Here is a 15,816-nt window from a genome sequence, read left to right as displayed (position 1 = left end):
GAGGTGTAAGTGCAGTAATGTATGTAGCTGACTGATACTAATAGGTCGAGGGCTTGACCAAGTTAAAGATATTTCAATGATTATGTGCAATTTTCAGAGAACAACTCTGATTAAGGAATACAATCCTAAGGGATTGCATACCTTCCAGTAACCAAATATAAAATTTGGAATGTCAGGCATTTGGTGATGATGGCATAGAGGAAACACTCCTTCCCATACCGAACAGGAAAGTTAAGCTCTATAGCGCCGATGGTACTGCATGGGAGACCGTGTGGGAGAGTAGGACGTTGCCAAGTTATAAAAAGAATAGCAATAGCTATTCTTTTTTTTGTTATGGAACAAGGAAAATAAATATTTACTCCACTTTTTTACAAATAAAAATATGTACAATAATAGATAATATATTATATGATATATAATTGAATGAGAAATACATAATTAATAAAGGAGGATAAGAAGAAGATGAAGCTGATATTGAAGTATTTAAAGAATTATAAGTTATTAGTAGTTATTAATGTTATATCAGTATTTGGATTTGCCTTAGTAGAGTTAGGAATACCAACTATAATGGCAAAAGTAATTGATAGTGGAATAGCTAATAAAGACATTCAATATATAAAAAGGATGGGTGGAATTATAGTAATTATTTCAATTCTAGGTGTTGCAGGAACAATTCTTTTAGGATATTGTTCAGCTAAAATATCCACCGGAATTACTAGGGATATAAGAAATGATATTTTTAAGAAAGCTCAAGAATTTTCTCATAGTGAATATGATAAGTTTGGTATATCATCAATGATTACAAGAACTACAAATGATGCATTTGTTTTACTGCAATTTGTTAATACCCTTTTAAGGACGGCAGTATTAACTCCTGTTATGTTTGGAATTAGTCTAGTGCTAATACTTAGAACTAGTGTAAAGCTATCAACAGTACTTGCTATTACTGTACCATTTATAGTTATAGGGGTTATTATTATTGCTAAAATATCTGAGCCATTATCTGAAACTCAGCAAAAAAGACTAGATAAATTAAATAGAATATCTAGAGAAAATCTAACAGGTATAAGAGTTATAAGGGCATTTGGTAATGATAATCATGAAAAAGAACGTTTTGAAGATACAAATGAAGCATATGCAAGTGTATCTAAAAAGTTATTTAAGCTGATGGCAGTGTCACAGCCATCATTCTTTTTGTTACTTAATGTAGCAATCTTAGCAATATTCTGGGTTTCCAGTAATATGATAGATTCTGGTACTCTTCAAATAGGAGAGCTAGTTGCATTTATAGAATATTTATTTCATGCAATGTTCTCATTAATGTTATTTTCAATGGTATTTGTAATGTATCCAAAAGCACAGGTATCTGCTAATAGAATTGAGGAATTATTAAATGAAGAACCTTTAATTAAAAATCCTGAAAATGGAGTAAAGCAAACAGAAGTAAAGGGTGAAGTTGAGTTTGATAATGTAACATTTGTTTATCCTAATGGAGAAGAGCCAGTACTTAAAAACATATCTTTTAAATGCAAGAAGGGAGAAATGATTGCATTTATAGGAAGTACAGGAAGTGGTAAAAGTACATTAATAAATCTTATACCTAGATTTTATGATGTTACTGAGGGGAGTATAAAAGTTGATGGTGTTGATGTAAGAGATTATGACCTTAAGGCTTTAAGAAAGAAAATAGGTTTTATACCACAAAAGACTTTATTATTTACAGGAAGTATATCTAGCAATATAAAGTTTGGTAAGAAAAATGCAAAAACAGGTGAAGTAATTCATTCTGCAAAGGTAGCTCAAGCATATGATTTCATATCAAAGAAACCTAAACAATTTGAAGAAATAATAAGTGAAGGTGGTAAGAATGTTTCTGGAGGACAAAAGCAAAGATTATCTATTGCTAGAGCATTAGTTAGAAAGCCAGAAATATATATATTTGATGATAGCTTTTCAGCCTTAGATTTTAAGACGGATTCAATACTTAGGGAAAGACTTAAGGAAGAAACAAAAGAGTCTGTTGTGTTAGTGGTTGCTCAAAGAGTTGGATCTATAATGGAGGCAGATAGAATTGTAGTTCTAAATGAAGGAGAAATAGTTGGAATAGGAAAGCATAAAGAGTTATTAAAAACTTGTACAATTTATAATGAAATTGCATCATCTCAATTAACAAAGGAGGAATTAGAATATGAATAAGTTTAAAGTTATAGTTAAGAAAATTTCTCCTTTTATAAAACCTTACAGATGGGCATTTTTTGGAGCCATAATTTTTATAATTTCAGCTGCAATATTTAATGCATTAGCTCCAGTAACTGAAGGATTAATAATCACTCAATTAACTGAGGATTCTTTCAATATAATGAAGGGAATTGAGGGCGCAGGAGTTAATTTTAGATACGTAATAAAGGTAATGATAGTCTTAGGAGTAGTTTATGTTTCAAGTACTGCTTCAACTTATATTGCAAGTTTTCTTTTAACTAATGCAATTCAAAATACAGTAAAAGGACTTAGAAATGCTGTGCAAGATAAGATAAGAAGGTTACCAATAAGCTATTTTGATGGGAATAGTTATGGAGATGTATTAAGTAGAATAACTAATGACGTAGATACAATATCTAATGCCCTTCAACAAAGCTTTGTGCAAGTTGTAAATTCATTTCTATCAATTACTCTTGCACTTATAATGATGTTTACTATAAATATAAAAATGGCATTCATAGCTATTTTTATAATTCCGTTAAGTATATTAGTATCAAGATTTATTGTAAGTAAATCACAAAACCTATTTTATAGACAACAGAAGGCACTAGGAAAGTTAAATGGTAAAGTACAAGAAATGTATACTGGCTTTAATGAAATAAAGCTTTATGGAAAACAAGAAGATTCTATAAAAGAGTTTATGGAAACCAATGATGAACTTTGTAAAACTGGATTTAAAGCACAGTTTATATCAAGCACAATGTCTCCACTTGTTTCATTAGTTAGTTATATCGGCATTGCTATAATAGGGGCAATAGGAGCTATAGATGCAATTAGGGGAATAATTACTACAGGAAATTTACAAGCCTTCATAAGATATATATGGCAAATAAACCAACCTTTATCGCAAGTAACTCAATTATCTTCTGCTATGCAATCAGCAGTAGCAGCTATGGAAAGAGTAATAGAAATCTTAGATGAAGAAGAACAAATAAAAGACAAAGTAGATTCAATTACACTAAAGGACCCAAAGGGAAATGTAAGCTTTGATCATGTTAAATTTGGCTATTCTGAAGATAAAACTCTTATTAAAGATTTGAATGTAGATATAAAAAGCGGTCAGATGGTTGCAATAGTTGGACCAACTGGTGCAGGAAAAACAACAATTATCAATCTACTAATGAGATTTTATGAGATTCAAGGAGGATCTATTAAAATTGATGGTGTAGATATTAGAGATATGAAGCGTGAAGCCTTAAGAAAGATGTTTGGAATGGTACTTCAAGATACATGGCTTTATAAAGGCACAATAAAAGATAATATTAGATATGGAAGATTTGATGCAAGTGATGAAGAAGTTATAAATGCAGCAAAAGTTGCAAATGTACATCATTTTATTAAAACACTACCAGATGGATATGATATGATTCTAAATGAGGAAGCCTCAAATATATCTCAAGGTGAGAAACAATTACTTACTATTGCTAGAGCAATATTAGCTGACCCTGCTATTTTAATACTTGATGAAGCTACTAGTTCAGTAGATACAAGATTAGAACTTATGATTCAAAATGCAATGAAAAACGTAATGAGTGGTAGAACAAGTTTTGTAATTGCTCATAGATTATCTACAATAAGAAATGCAGATTTAATATTAGTTATTAATGATGGAGATATTGTTGAAAAAGGTACACATGAAGAACTAATGAATTATAAAGGGTTCTATGAAAAATTATACAATAGTCAGTTTGCAAATAAATAATAAAAAAGACTCAATGAATAATCTAAGGTTATTTCATTGAGTCTTTTTTGCTTGAATTATAATAATGTAATTGTTAAAAAATGAATTGACAAATTAATATAAAGAATTGTAAAATTTATAACAAAATATTAAATTGCTAAGAGTACCATGTATTTTTATATTAAACTATTAAAAATATAAGAAATTTATTGAAGAATATTGACAAAGGACAAGCCACCTACTATTATATTAATTATATGGTACAATTTTGGTAACTAGGTATTATAAGGAACGGCTAGATAACAATGGGGTGATTAGACGTAATTAACTTGTCTGATACCCTTTTATTATAAATACCTTAGTAATGAATATAGTCAGTATATTTATAAAAAGATTAACATAAAATGTTAGTTAATATGAATATATTGAATTATATAAAGCAATAATCATACATAAAAAATAAAGGGGGATAAAAACATGAAACGTAAAAAAATAGCTATTGCGTTATCAGCAGCTCTTTCTGTATCTGTATTAGCAGGATGCGGAGGAAGTGATAACGGAGGTAATGGTGGTACTACAGATTTATCATCAGATGTTGTTACAACATATGAAGCTAAGGATATGACTAATAATCCTGAAGTTGCAAAAAATAGAAAGGATACTTTAGTAATTGGTACTATTGTACCAGATGGAGTATTTAATCCATTGTACGCAGAAAGTGCATATGACATGTATCCAACTGAATTAATGTTCGGTGCATTAACAGTACCTCAAGCTGATGGTTCTATGGGAGAATACCTAGCAGGATTACCAGAAATTTCAGAAGATGGTCTAACTTATACTTATAAGATTAAGAAAGACGCAAAGTGGTCTGATGGAACAGATGTTACTGCAAAAGATGTAGAAATGGCAATAAAGATAGCTTGTGATAGTAGCTACACAGGGATTGCAGACTATAGAACAGGAAGAGTAAAAATTAAGGGAGCTCAAGAATATTTTGAAGGAAAAGCTGATTCAGTATCAGGTGTTGAAATAGTTGATGATAAAACTGTTAAGTTTACATTAGTAGAAAAGAGCTCTTCAGCTGAAATAGTATTAGGAGGTACTCAACCAGTTAATGCAGCGTACATGGCTAAGTACTATTCTCAAGGGCATACAGATAAATTAAAAGATACATTTACAAATCCAGGTCCAACATCAGGAGCTTATAATTTCAAGAGCTACAAGAAGGGACAAGAATTAGTTCTAGAAGCTAATGATAACTTTGTTCTTGGAAAACCTGGAATTAAGAATATAGTTTATAAAGTTACTACTGAAGCTACAAAACTTCAAATGTTAGAAGCTGGTAATATTGATTTTGTTGAATTATCAGTAAGTGAAGATAATGTAAGTCATAGTGAAGAATTAGGATATCTTGGATACAAATTATATCCAACAAATGGTTACGGATATATTTGCTTTAATCATAACAAACCACAATTTAAAGATCCAGCAGTTAGAAAGGCATTAACAGTTGCTTTAGATAGACAAACTATAACTTCTTCAATCTTTAATAAGTATGCTGAAGTTATAAATGTTCCACAAACAAAAGCTTCATGGGCTTACTATGAGGGTGATAATAAATACGAATATAACTTAGAAGAAGCTAAGAAAATCTTAGACGAAGCTGGTTGGAAAGTAGGAGCAGATGGAATCAGAGAGAAAGATGGAGTTAAATTAACAATTAACTTTACTGGTTCTGCTGATAATGATGTTGTAGATTCAATACTTTCAGTATCTGATAGTGACTGGAAAGCATTAGGAGTTAAGTACACTAATGAAAAGATGGACTTCACTGCTATGAGAGAAAAGCAACAAGGTAATGATTGGGATATGATGTTCATGGCTTGGGGATTAACTAATGACCCTAACGACATGGATGTTTATGGAACAAATGGTTCTCAAAATAAGACAAATTACAGCAACGAGAAGGTTGACAAATTATATGATCAAATTAATAAAGAATTAGATAAAGAAAAAGCTAAAGAGTTATATAAGCAATTATATACTGAATTAAATAATGATTTACCATATATATTTGTATATCAAAGAAGTGATATGTGGGCTTACAATGGAAGAGTTAAAGGATTAGAAAACTCACCATTTGTTCACTATACTTGGAACCTTTATAAGGCAACTTTAGCAGAATAATAGTTCACTAATTAATTTGTGAGGCATTTCATAATGAAATGCCTCTAATAATTAGAAGAATAAATTAGTTTATTTTTCTAATTATTCAAGTAAATGTAATTAACGAGCTGAGAAATGGGGAGAGAAAATGTTACAATATACAGTAAAAAGAGTATTGAAAATGATACCGACGTTGTTAATAATCTCTTTATTGTTATTTAAGGTTATTGATTTAGCACCAGGAAATTTCCTGGATACTAAGGTTAATCCTAATATGACAGTAGAAAAGTTAGAACAGTTAAAAGAGGTATACGGATTTGATAAGCCTTTTGGAGAAAGATATGTAAACTGGCTTAAAAAAGCAGTAAAAGGAGATTTTGATGAGTCTCTTAAGTTAAGACAACCAGTAAGTGAAATTATAAAAGATTATGCTTGGAATTCATTTGTTTTAGCTGGAACAGCATTTTTATTATCTATATTAATTGCTATTCCATTAGGTATAGTATGTGCAACAAAACAGTATTCATTTGCAGATAAAGCAACTACAATACTGACATTTGTTTCTATATCATTGCCATCTTTTTTACTTGGACTTATGCTTATAAATGCATTTTCATTAAAGATTAAATTATTTCCTATAGGGGGAATGACTACAGCAGGCTCTAGTTTAACAGGAGCTGCTCATTACAAGGATGTACTGATTCATATGGTATTACCAGTTGTTAGTTTAACTATCTTACAAGCAGGGTCTTTAATAAGATACGTTAGAACAGCTATGCTTGAAGTAATTAATCAAGATTATATAAGAACAGCTAGAGCCAAAGGTCTAAAAGAGAAGGTTGTTATTTATAAACATGCTTTAAGAAATGGATTGATTCCAGTCATAACTTATATTGGTATGAGTTTACCTGGTTTATTTGCAGGTGCACTTATTACTGAAACAATATTTGTATGGCCAGGTATAGGTAGGATAGGATATGAAGCAATATTAAATAGAGATTATACTTTACTTATGGGCTTTAATATGTTCATGGCTGTACTTACTTTAATGGGTAATTTACTATCAGATATTCTTTATGCAGTGGTTGATCCACGTATAAAACTAAAGTAGGAGGGGAAACAATGCTAGATAAATTAAAGAAAAACAAGCAACAAATAGAAGCAAAAGAAATAGATGAATCTAATGTTGAAAAAAAACATGCAACAAATTATGAAATTGAATCCCCTGGAAAATTAGTTTTAAGAAGACTAAAGCAAAATAAATTTGCAATGATAGGGTTGGCTTTATTAATATTTATGTTTGTATTTTCCTTTATAGGACCTTTATTATCTCCATATGGTTATAATGATAGAAGTGCCTTAGTTAAAGCAGCACCATCTCTAAAACATTGGTTTGGTACTGATTATCTTGGAAGAGATGTACTTACAAGAGTTATGGTTGGTGGAAGAATTTCAATAGCAGTTGGTGTAGTATCAGTTGTTATATCAGTTGTTGTAGGTACTTTAGTAGGTTCTATAGCAGGATATTATGGTGGGAAAATAGATTATTTCTTAATGGCATTTACAGATATATTCTTATCAATACCATTTTTACCAATAGTAATTTTAATGGGAAGTATGTTGTCTGATTTAAAAGTAAATCCTAATATGAGAATAGTAGCATTGATGTTTATGCTTGGTTTACTTTCTTGGCCATCTATTGCAAGGTTGGTTAGAGGAGAAATATTATCTTTAAGAGAGCAAGAATTTATGCAAGCTACAGAATCATTAGGACTTAAAGATACTAGAAAGATTATAAAACATTTAATTCCAAATGTTATCCCTACAATAATTGTTAATGCTACACTAGGAGTTGCATCTGCAATACTTACTGAATCAGCATTAAGTTATTTAGGTATGGGGGTAGTTGAACCTACACCATCATGGGGAAATATGATTTCAGCATCAAATAAAGCAATTGATTTACAAAAAAGACCATGGCTTTGGATGCCACCAGGTGCTTGTATGGTAATTACAGTAATGGCAGTTAATCTATTTGGGGATGCCCTAAGAGATGCACTTGACCCTAAGAAGAGAAGATAGGAGGAAGAGGTATGAGTGAAAATTTAATAGAAGTAAAAAACTTAAAAACCTTTTTCAAAACAGAAGCAGGAATAGTTAAAGCAGTAAATGATGTTTCTTTTAAGGTCAAAAAAGGTGAAACTGTATGTGTAGTTGGTGAATCAGGATGTGGTAAATCAATTACAGCTATGAGTATTATGGGATTAGTATCTAAGGATACTGGCTTTAATGATGGTGGAGAAATACTTTTCGAAGGAAAAGATTTAGTTAAAGCAACTGATGCAGAAATGAGAAGTATTAGAGGTAAGGATATCGCAATGATATTCCAAGAACCAATGAGTTCTCTTAACCCAACATTTACAATAGGATTTCAAGTTATGGAACCTTTGATTTTACACGAAGGTTTAGATAAGAAAACTGCTAGAAAGAGAGCAATAGGATTATTAGAAGAGGTAGGAATACCTAGAGCTAATGAAATTGTTGATTGTTATCCGCATGAACTATCAGGTGGTATGAGACAAAGAGTTATGATAGCTATGGGGCTTGCTTGTAAGCCAAAGCTCCTAATTGCAGATGAACCAACAACAGCATTAGACGTTACAATACAAGCACAGATTCTTGATTTAATGAGAAAAATAAAAAAAGATCTTAATACATCAATCTTATTAATAACTCATGATCTTGGGGTTGTTGCAGAAATGGCAGACTATGTTGTTGTTATGTATGCAGGTAAGGTTGTTGAAGAAGGTGGAGTTATGGAGATATTCAAAAATCCATCTCATCCATATACAAAGGGACTTTTAAAGTCAAAGCCTATAATTACTGAAAGAAAAGAGGAATTATATTCTATACCTGGACAAGTTCCTAATCCTGTTGGAATACCAGATTCTTGTTATTTCAGTGAAAGATGTGAATATTGTAAGCCAGAATGTAAGAATACAATACCACATTTAAGATTAATAGAAGATAACCATAAGGTAGCTTGTTGGTTATATGAAGAAAATGCATCAAAGGAGGAAAATTAGTAGATGGAACAAGAAGTTATACTAAAAGTAGAAAATCTAAAAAAATATTTTCCAATAAAGGGTGGATTTTTTTCTAAGACTATAGGTAATGTAAAAGCTGTTGATGGTGTATCTTTAGAGGTAAGAAAAGGAGAAACTTTAGGAATAGTTGGAGAATCAGGTTGTGGTAAATCTACAACTGGTAGAGCTATACTTCAATTACTTAAGCCTACAGGGGGGAAAGTATACTTTAAAGACCAAGACTTAAGTAAATTAAGTAAAAAGGAAATGAGAGCACTTAGACCTAAGATGCAATTAATATTCCAAGATCCATATTCTTCACTAAATCCAAGAATGACAGTTGGACAAATAATTGGGGAAGCTTTAATAGATCATAAAATGGCTACTAAAGAAAACTTAAGAGCTAAAGTTTTAGAAGTAATGGATCTATGTGGGCTTGCTGAATATCAAATAGATAGATTTCCACATGAATTTTCAGGTGGACAAAGACAAAGAATAGGTATTGCGAGAGCACTAGCACTTGATCCAGAGTTCATTGTTGCTGACGAACCTGTATCTGCACTTGATGTATCTATTCAAGCACAAATTATAAATTTATTAGTAAAGCTACAAAAAGAAAAAGGATTCTCATATATGTTCATATCACATGACTTATCTGTTGTTGAACATTTATGTCAAAGAGTTGGAGTTATGTACTTAGGATCAATGGTTGAACTTGCAGATAAGGATGAATTATTTGATAATCCATTACATCCTTATACAAAGGCATTACTTTCTGCTATTCCAATACCAGACCCAACAATTAAGAGAGATAGAATTATATTAACAGGAGATATACCTTCACCTGCTAATCCTCCAAAGGGATGTAAGTTCCATACAAGATGTCCATACGCTACTGATAAATGTAAGGAAGAAGCGCCTGAATACAGAGAGATTAAAGAAGGACATTTTGTTGCTTGTCATAGAGTTGGAGAAATATAAAATTTAAATAGATTATAAGGGGGCGCTTTAGTGGCAATATTTGAGAGAAACATAGAAAAGATAGAAGATAAAAATAGAAAGAAGCGTGAACTAGAGGAAGGCATAAAGAAGCTTAAAGCGGAAAATCTTCCTGGAAGAGATATCATAGCCCTTATAGTTGCAATGTTTCAATTAGTACTACCATTTGTGTTAGGAATATTATTAATTTATTTTTTAGTAATGTTGTTTCTAACTCAGGTTTGGTTATAGCTTTAATTAAGTCTCGGAGAATTAATTTTCTTCGAGGCTATTTTAATTATTATTAAGGGGGAAAAATATGGACTTAAAAATTCAAGAAAAGTTAGAAGAAGTTAAAAAGTACAACCAAAGAATAAGTGAACTTGGTAAACTAAGCTCCTTAGCATATTGGGATATGAAAATGAGTATGCCATCTAAAGCAACTGAACAAAGAGCGAGCACTTTAGGATTTTTATCTGGAGAAATATTTAAGATGGTAACTTCAGATAAGGTTAAAGAATTTATTGATTTCTTTGAACCTATTATGAATGAATTAGATTTAGTTGATAGATCTATGATAAAAGTATTAAAAAAGAGTTATTATGAAATAAAAAATATTCCACAAGATAAATTTGAGGAATATACAGTAGCAACATCTTTAGGAGAAGCAGCTTGGGAAGAAGCAAAAGCTAAAAAGGATTTTGAAATATTTAAACCAAAGTTAGAAAATATAGTTTCTTTATTAAGGGAATTTACTGAATATTATGGATATGAAGAAAATAGATATGATGCATTACTAAATCAATTTGAAGAAGGACTTACAGTTAAAAAGGTAGATAAGTTATTTAATGAGTTAAAAGAAGGAATTTTAAATCTATTAAGTAGAATTAAAAATAGTAATAAGGTAGTTACTAGTGAATTATTAGAGGGACTATATTCTATAGAAGCACAAAAAGAATTAAGTGAATATTTGCTAGATGTAATAAAGTTTGATAAAGAAGCTGGTAGATTAGATGAAACTACACATCCATTTACTTTAAATATGGGAAATAAGGATGTAAGAATTACTACACATTATTATGAGGATAATTTATTATCTAATATCTTTAGTATTATACATGAAGGTGGACATGCATTATATGAACAACATATTCCAGATACTCTTATAAATACAGGGCTTGATGGTGGTGCTTCAATGGGAATTCATGAATCGCAATCAAGATTTTATGAGAATATAGTAGGAAGAAGTAAAGAATTTTTAAGCTTTATTCTACCTCATATAAAAGAAAAGTTCCCAAGTTTATCAGATATAACTTTAGAGGGGTTTTATGAGGGGGTAAATTGTGTTAAACCATCTCTAATAAGAATAGAGGCAGATGAATTAACTTATAGTCTTCATATAATAATCAGATATGAAATTGAAAAAGCACTTATAAATGGAGAAATAGAGGTGGAAGATTTACCTAAGGTGTGGAATAAAAAATATGAGGAATATTTAGGGGTTTCACCAAAGGATGATGAAGAGGGGGTTCTTCAAGATATGCATTGGTCTGCAGGTAATATAGGATATTTCCCAAGCTATGCTTTAGGTAACCTTTATGGTGGACAGTTCCTAAATACAATGTTAAAGGATAATCCAAGGGCTATAACAGAAGTGGTTAATGGAGATTTAACGTATATAAATAACTGGTTAAAAGATAATATTCATGTTCATGGAGGAATATATACTCCTGATGAATTAGTTAGGAAAGTAACAGGAGAAGAACTTAAAACAAGGTATTTCTTAGACTATTTAGAAGAAAAATATACAAAGTTATATGATTTAAAATAGGTATAAAAATAGAGCATTACTTATAAAAAGGTAGTGCTCTATTTTTTGTTTCTTATTAAATTTTATATATCATAGGTCTACTAGTATTATTAACAGTTCATCTTAAAAATATTCTTTGATAAATAAAAAGATTATTGTTAGAAATACTAAATATTATAAATATATTTATTAATATTTGTAAAAGATATATTTGTTGAATTAGTATATAAAATTTTAAAATAGAAAGAGGGAACAGTATGAGGAAAATGAAAACAATGGATGGAAATACAGCAGCAGCTCATATCTCTTATGGGTTCACTGAAGTTGCAGCAATCTATCCAATTACACCATCAACACCTATGGGAGAAACTGTTGATGAGTGGGCTGCAAAAGGAAAGAAAAATATATTTGGAGAGCCAGTAAAAGTTGTAGAAATGCAATCTGAAGCAGGGGCAGCAGGTGCATTACATGGGTCGCTTCAAGGTGGTGCTTTAAGTTCAACATATACAGCTTCTCAAGGATTACTTTTAATGATACCTAATATGTATAAGATGATGGGAGAAAGGTTACCAGCTGTTATACACGTTTCAGCAAGAGCAATAGCTACATCTTCTTTAAGTATATTTGGTGATCACCAAGATGTAATGGCAGCAAGGCAAACAGGATTTGCTATGCTTTGTGAAGGTTCTGTTCAAGAGGTCATGGATTTATCAGGGGTGGCACATTTAACAGCTATAAAGAAAAGAATGCCATTTTTAAATTTCTTTGATGGCTTTAGAGTATCTCATGAACTTCAAAAGGTTGAAGTTATTGAGCAAGAAGAACTTGCAAAACTTATAGATTATGAAGCATTAGAGGATTTTAGAAATTCAGCTTTAAATCCTAACCATCCTGTTACTAGAGGGACAGCACAAAATCCAGATGTGTATTTCCAAATGGCTGAGTCCATTAATAAATATTATGAGGATATACCAGATGTAGTTGAAAACTATATGAGCGAAATAACAAAGCTTACAGGAAGAGAGTATCATTGCTTTGACTATTATGGAGCAAAAGATGCAGATAGAATTATTATCTCAATGGGTGCAGTTTCCGAGGTTGTTGAGGAAGTAGTTGACTATTTAAATAAAAATGGAGAAAAAGTAGGATTAGTTAAGGTTAGGTTATATAGACCTTTTTCAGTAGAAAAGCTTCTTAAGGCTATACCTACTTCTGTTAAGAAAATCGCTGTATTAGATAGAACAAAGGAGCCAGGATCAATTGGAGAGCCGTTATACCTAGATATTGTAAAAGCATATAATGGAAAAGAAAGTGCTCCTATGATTATTGGCGGAAGATTTGGCCTTGGATCAAAAGATCCTACACCATCGGATATTGCAGCTGTATTTAAGAATCTTTCAGAAAGTAAGCCAAAGGATAGATTTACTATTGGTATCATAGATGATGTTACTAATCTTTCACTAGAACCAGTTAAGGATATAGATGTAGCCCAAGAAGGTACAACAGCTTGTAAGTTCTGGGGCTTAGGTTCAGATGGTACAGTTGGTGCTAACAAGAGTGCTATAAAAATTATAGGGGATCATACAGAAATGTATGCTCAAGCATATTTTTCATATGATTCAAGAAAATCTGGAGGAGTTACTGTATCTCACTTAAGATTTGGAAAAACTCCAATTAAGGCTCATTACGAAGTTGATAGAGCAGACTTTGTAGCTTGTCACAATCAAGCCTATGTATATACATTTCCAGTATTAGATGGCCTTAAAAAGGGTGGTAAATTTGTTTTAAATACTATTTGGTCACCAGAAGAAGTAGATGAAAAATTACCTGCAAATTTAAAAAGATACATAGCTAATAACGATATTGAGTTCTATATAATAAATGCTGTTAAGATTGCTCAGGAAGTAGGGCTTGGTGGAAGAATAAATATGATAATGCAATCAGCATTTTTCAAAGTTGCTAATATAATTCCAGTAGAGGATGCTATTAAGTACTTGAAGGAAGCTGTAGTTAATACATATAGCAAAAAAGGTGAAAAGATTGTTAAAATGAATCATGCGGCTATTGATGCAGGTTTAGATGCTATAGTTAAAATAGATATTCCAGATTCATGGAAGGATGCAAAAGAAGATGGAAAAATTGAAGAAAATATGGATGTTCCAGACTTCATAAAGAATATTTGTGAACCAATGAATAAGCTAGAAGGTAACAAACTACCTGTATCAGCTTTTGTAAATGCTGATATGACAGACGGAACATTTATGTCTGGAACAACTGCATATGAAAAGAGAGGTATAGCAGTAAATGTTCCTGAATGGATACCTGAAAATTGTATTCAATGTAATCAATGTTCTTACGTATGTCCACATGCAACAATTAGACCATTCCTTATAAATGAAAAGGAAAAAGAAAATGCTCCTGAAGGTATGAAAATAATACCTGCTAATGGATTTAAAGGAGAGGCAATGTATTACATGATAGGTGTATCTCCTTTAGACTGTACTGGTTGTGGTAACTGCGTAGAAACATGTCCAGCACCAGGTAAGGCATTAGTAATGAAGCCTCAGGATAGTCAACATGAACAAATAGAATGTTGGAACTATGCTGTAGAAGAACTTTCTGTAAAACCAAATCCTATGAAGAAAACTACAGTTAAGGGTAGCCAATTTGAACAGCCACTACTTGAATATAATGGCGCTTGTGCAGGATGTGGTGAAACACCTTATGCTAAGTTAGTAACACAACTATTTGGAGATAGAATGATGATATCCAATGCTACAGGATGCTCATCTATATGGGCTTCTGGGGGAAGTGCAATGGCATATACAGCAAATAAAGAAGGAAATGGTCCTGCTTGGGCTAACTCTTTATTTGAGGATAATGCTGAATATGGATTAGGTATGTTTATAGCTGTAAAAACAATAAGAACTAGAATAGCTAATAACGTTAGAAAAGCATTAGAGTCTGATATGTCTGAGGAAACCAAAGCTGTATTACAGGATTGGTTAGATAATATGAATGTTGGTGAAGGAACAAGAGAGAGAGCTAATAAACTAGAAAAAGTTCTTCAAAAGGAAAATAGTGAGATAGCTAAAAAGATACTTAATGATAAAGAATTCTTTGTTAAGAGATCCCAATGGATATTTGGTGGAGACGGTTGGGCATATGATATTGGTTATGGAGGACTTGATCACGTTCTAGCTTCCGGAGAAAATGTTAATGTATTAGTTTTTGATACAGAAGTTTATTCTAATACAGGAGGGCAATCATCAAAGTCAACTCCAACAGCAGCAGTAGCTAAGTTTGCCGCATCAGGTAAGAGAACAAAGAAAAAAGACTTAGGAGCTATAGCAATGACATATGGATATATTTATGTTGCTCAAGTTGCTATGGGTGCTGATAAGAATCAAACTATAAAAGCTATTACAGAAGCAGAAAGCTATGATGGACCATCATTAGTAATTGCTTATGCACCATGTATAGCTCATGGAATTAAGATAGGAATGTCAAATTCACAAGAAGAGGAAAGAAGAGCAGTTGATTGTGGATACTGGACATTATATAGATATAATCCAGAACTTCTAGGAAAGAAGAATCCATTCAGCTTAGATTCTAAGGAGCCAAAAGCAAACTTTAGAGATTTCTTAATGGGAGAAGTAAGATATGCATCATTAGCACAAACATTCCCAGAAACAGCTGAAAAGTTATTTAAGAAAACAGAAGAAGATGCATTAGAAAGATATAATAAATATAAGAAATTTGCAAGTGAAGAATAATAAATTAGAAGGTTGCATTGTTATGATGCAGCCTTTTTTCTTTAAAAACATGTTACC

10 protein-coding genes and 1 rRNA gene are annotated in these 15,816 nt (G+C 31.5%); all 11 read left to right on the top strand.

Translation table 11 applies throughout. The features are described 5' to 3' along the window. Positions 1-179: 179 nt before the first annotated feature. The 11 genes from rrf (at position 180) to nifJ (ending at position 15,759) form a co-directional block, all read left to right on the top strand. A 5S ribosomal RNA gene (rrf, locus tag I4V16_RS04715) occupies positions 180-296 on the top strand. A 166-nt stretch (positions 297-462) separates the two neighbouring features. Then, positions 463-2,196, top strand: coding sequence for an ABC transporter ATP-binding protein (locus I4V16_RS04710; protein ID WP_195632029.1), 1,734 nt, complete (start codon positions 463-465; stop codon positions 2,194-2,196). Further along, a complete protein-coding gene (locus tag I4V16_RS04705) occupies positions 2,189-3,961 on the top strand; it encodes an ABC transporter ATP-binding protein (protein WP_195632027.1) in 1,773 nt (590 codons plus the stop codon). Before I4V16_RS04710 ends, I4V16_RS04705 begins: the two co-directional genes overlap by 8 nt. Before the next feature lie 456 nt (positions 3,962-4,417). After that, positions 4,418-6,130: an ABC transporter substrate-binding protein gene (locus I4V16_RS04700; protein ID WP_099330107.1), complete on the top strand. Its 1,713-nt coding sequence runs from the start codon at positions 4,418-4,420 to the stop codon at positions 6,128-6,130. 127 nt (positions 6,131-6,257) lie between these two features. Then, positions 6,258-7,220 (top strand): ABC transporter permease, encoded by a 963-nt coding sequence (locus I4V16_RS04695; RefSeq protein ID WP_049179512.1) that lies wholly within the window; start codon positions 6,258-6,260, stop codon positions 7,218-7,220. 11 nt (positions 7,221-7,231) lie between these two features. After that, positions 7,232-8,191: an oligopeptide ABC transporter permease gene (opp4C, locus tag I4V16_RS04690; protein ID WP_080351868.1), complete on the top strand. Its 960-nt coding sequence runs from the start codon at positions 7,232-7,234 to the stop codon at positions 8,189-8,191. An 11-nt stretch (positions 8,192-8,202) separates the two neighbouring features. Next, positions 8,203-9,195 (top strand): ABC transporter ATP-binding protein, encoded by a 993-nt coding sequence (locus I4V16_RS04685; protein WP_049179513.1) that lies wholly within the window; start codon positions 8,203-8,205, stop codon positions 9,193-9,195. 3 nt (positions 9,196-9,198) lie between these two features. Further along, positions 9,199-10,176: a dipeptide ABC transporter ATP-binding protein gene (locus tag I4V16_RS04680; RefSeq protein WP_049179514.1), complete on the top strand. Its 978-nt coding sequence runs from the start codon at positions 9,199-9,201 to the stop codon at positions 10,174-10,176. A 30-nt stretch (positions 10,177-10,206) separates the two neighbouring features. Next, complete coding sequence (locus I4V16_RS04675) at positions 10,207-10,425, top strand: hypothetical protein (protein WP_049179515.1); 219 nt, start codon at positions 10,207-10,209, stop codon at positions 10,423-10,425. 67 nt (positions 10,426-10,492) lie between these two features. Continuing rightward, positions 10,493-12,004 carry a carboxypeptidase M32 gene (locus tag I4V16_RS04670; RefSeq protein WP_111937551.1) on the top strand — a complete coding sequence of 504 codons (1,512 nt, stop codon included), beginning with the start codon at positions 10,493-10,495 and terminating at the stop codon, positions 12,002-12,004. A 236-nt stretch (positions 12,005-12,240) separates the two neighbouring features. Further along, positions 12,241-15,759: a pyruvate:ferredoxin (flavodoxin) oxidoreductase gene (nifJ, locus tag I4V16_RS04665; protein ID WP_111937552.1), complete on the top strand. Its 3,519-nt coding sequence runs from the start codon at positions 12,241-12,243 to the stop codon at positions 15,757-15,759. The last annotated feature ends 57 nt before the right edge of the window (positions 15,760-15,816 follow it).

This window comes from Clostridium sp. 1001283B150210_160208_E6 (genome assembly GCF_015669365.1).
Lineage (GTDB): Bacteria > Bacillota > Clostridia > Clostridiales > Clostridiaceae > Clostridium > Clostridium paraputrificum.
The sequence above is the reverse complement of the archived record's forward strand: the minus strand, read 5'-3'. Positions and strand labels throughout refer to the sequence as shown.

Excerpts from the sequence above, each read along its gene's own strand:
- nifJ (WP_111937552.1), top strand. The coding sequence starts at position 12,241 with ATGAGGAAAATGAAAACAATGGATGGAAATACAGCAGCAGCTCATATC.
- I4V16_RS04680 (WP_049179514.1), top strand. The coding sequence starts at position 9,199 with ATGGAACAAGAAGTTATACTAAAAGTAGAAAATCTAAAAAAATATTTT.
- I4V16_RS04685 (WP_049179513.1), top strand. The coding sequence starts at position 8,203 with ATGAGTGAAAATTTAATAGAAGTAAAAAACTTAAAAACCTTTTTCAAA.
- I4V16_RS04700 (WP_099330107.1), top strand. The coding sequence starts at position 4,418 with ATGAAACGTAAAAAAATAGCTATTGCGTTATCAGCAGCTCTTTCTGTA.
- I4V16_RS04705 (WP_195632027.1), top strand. The coding sequence starts at position 2,189 with ATGAATAAGTTTAAAGTTATAGTTAAGAAAATTTCTCCTTTTATAAAA.
- I4V16_RS04710 (WP_195632029.1), top strand. The coding sequence starts at position 463 with ATGAAGCTGATATTGAAGTATTTAAAGAATTATAAGTTATTAGTAGTT.
- I4V16_RS04695 (WP_049179512.1), top strand. The coding sequence starts at position 6,258 with ATGTTACAATATACAGTAAAAAGAGTATTGAAAATGATACCGACGTTG.
- opp4C (WP_080351868.1), top strand. The coding sequence starts at position 7,232 with ATGCTAGATAAATTAAAGAAAAACAAGCAACAAATAGAAGCAAAAGAA.
- I4V16_RS04670 (WP_111937551.1), top strand. The coding sequence starts at position 10,493 with ATGGACTTAAAAATTCAAGAAAAGTTAGAAGAAGTTAAAAAGTACAAC.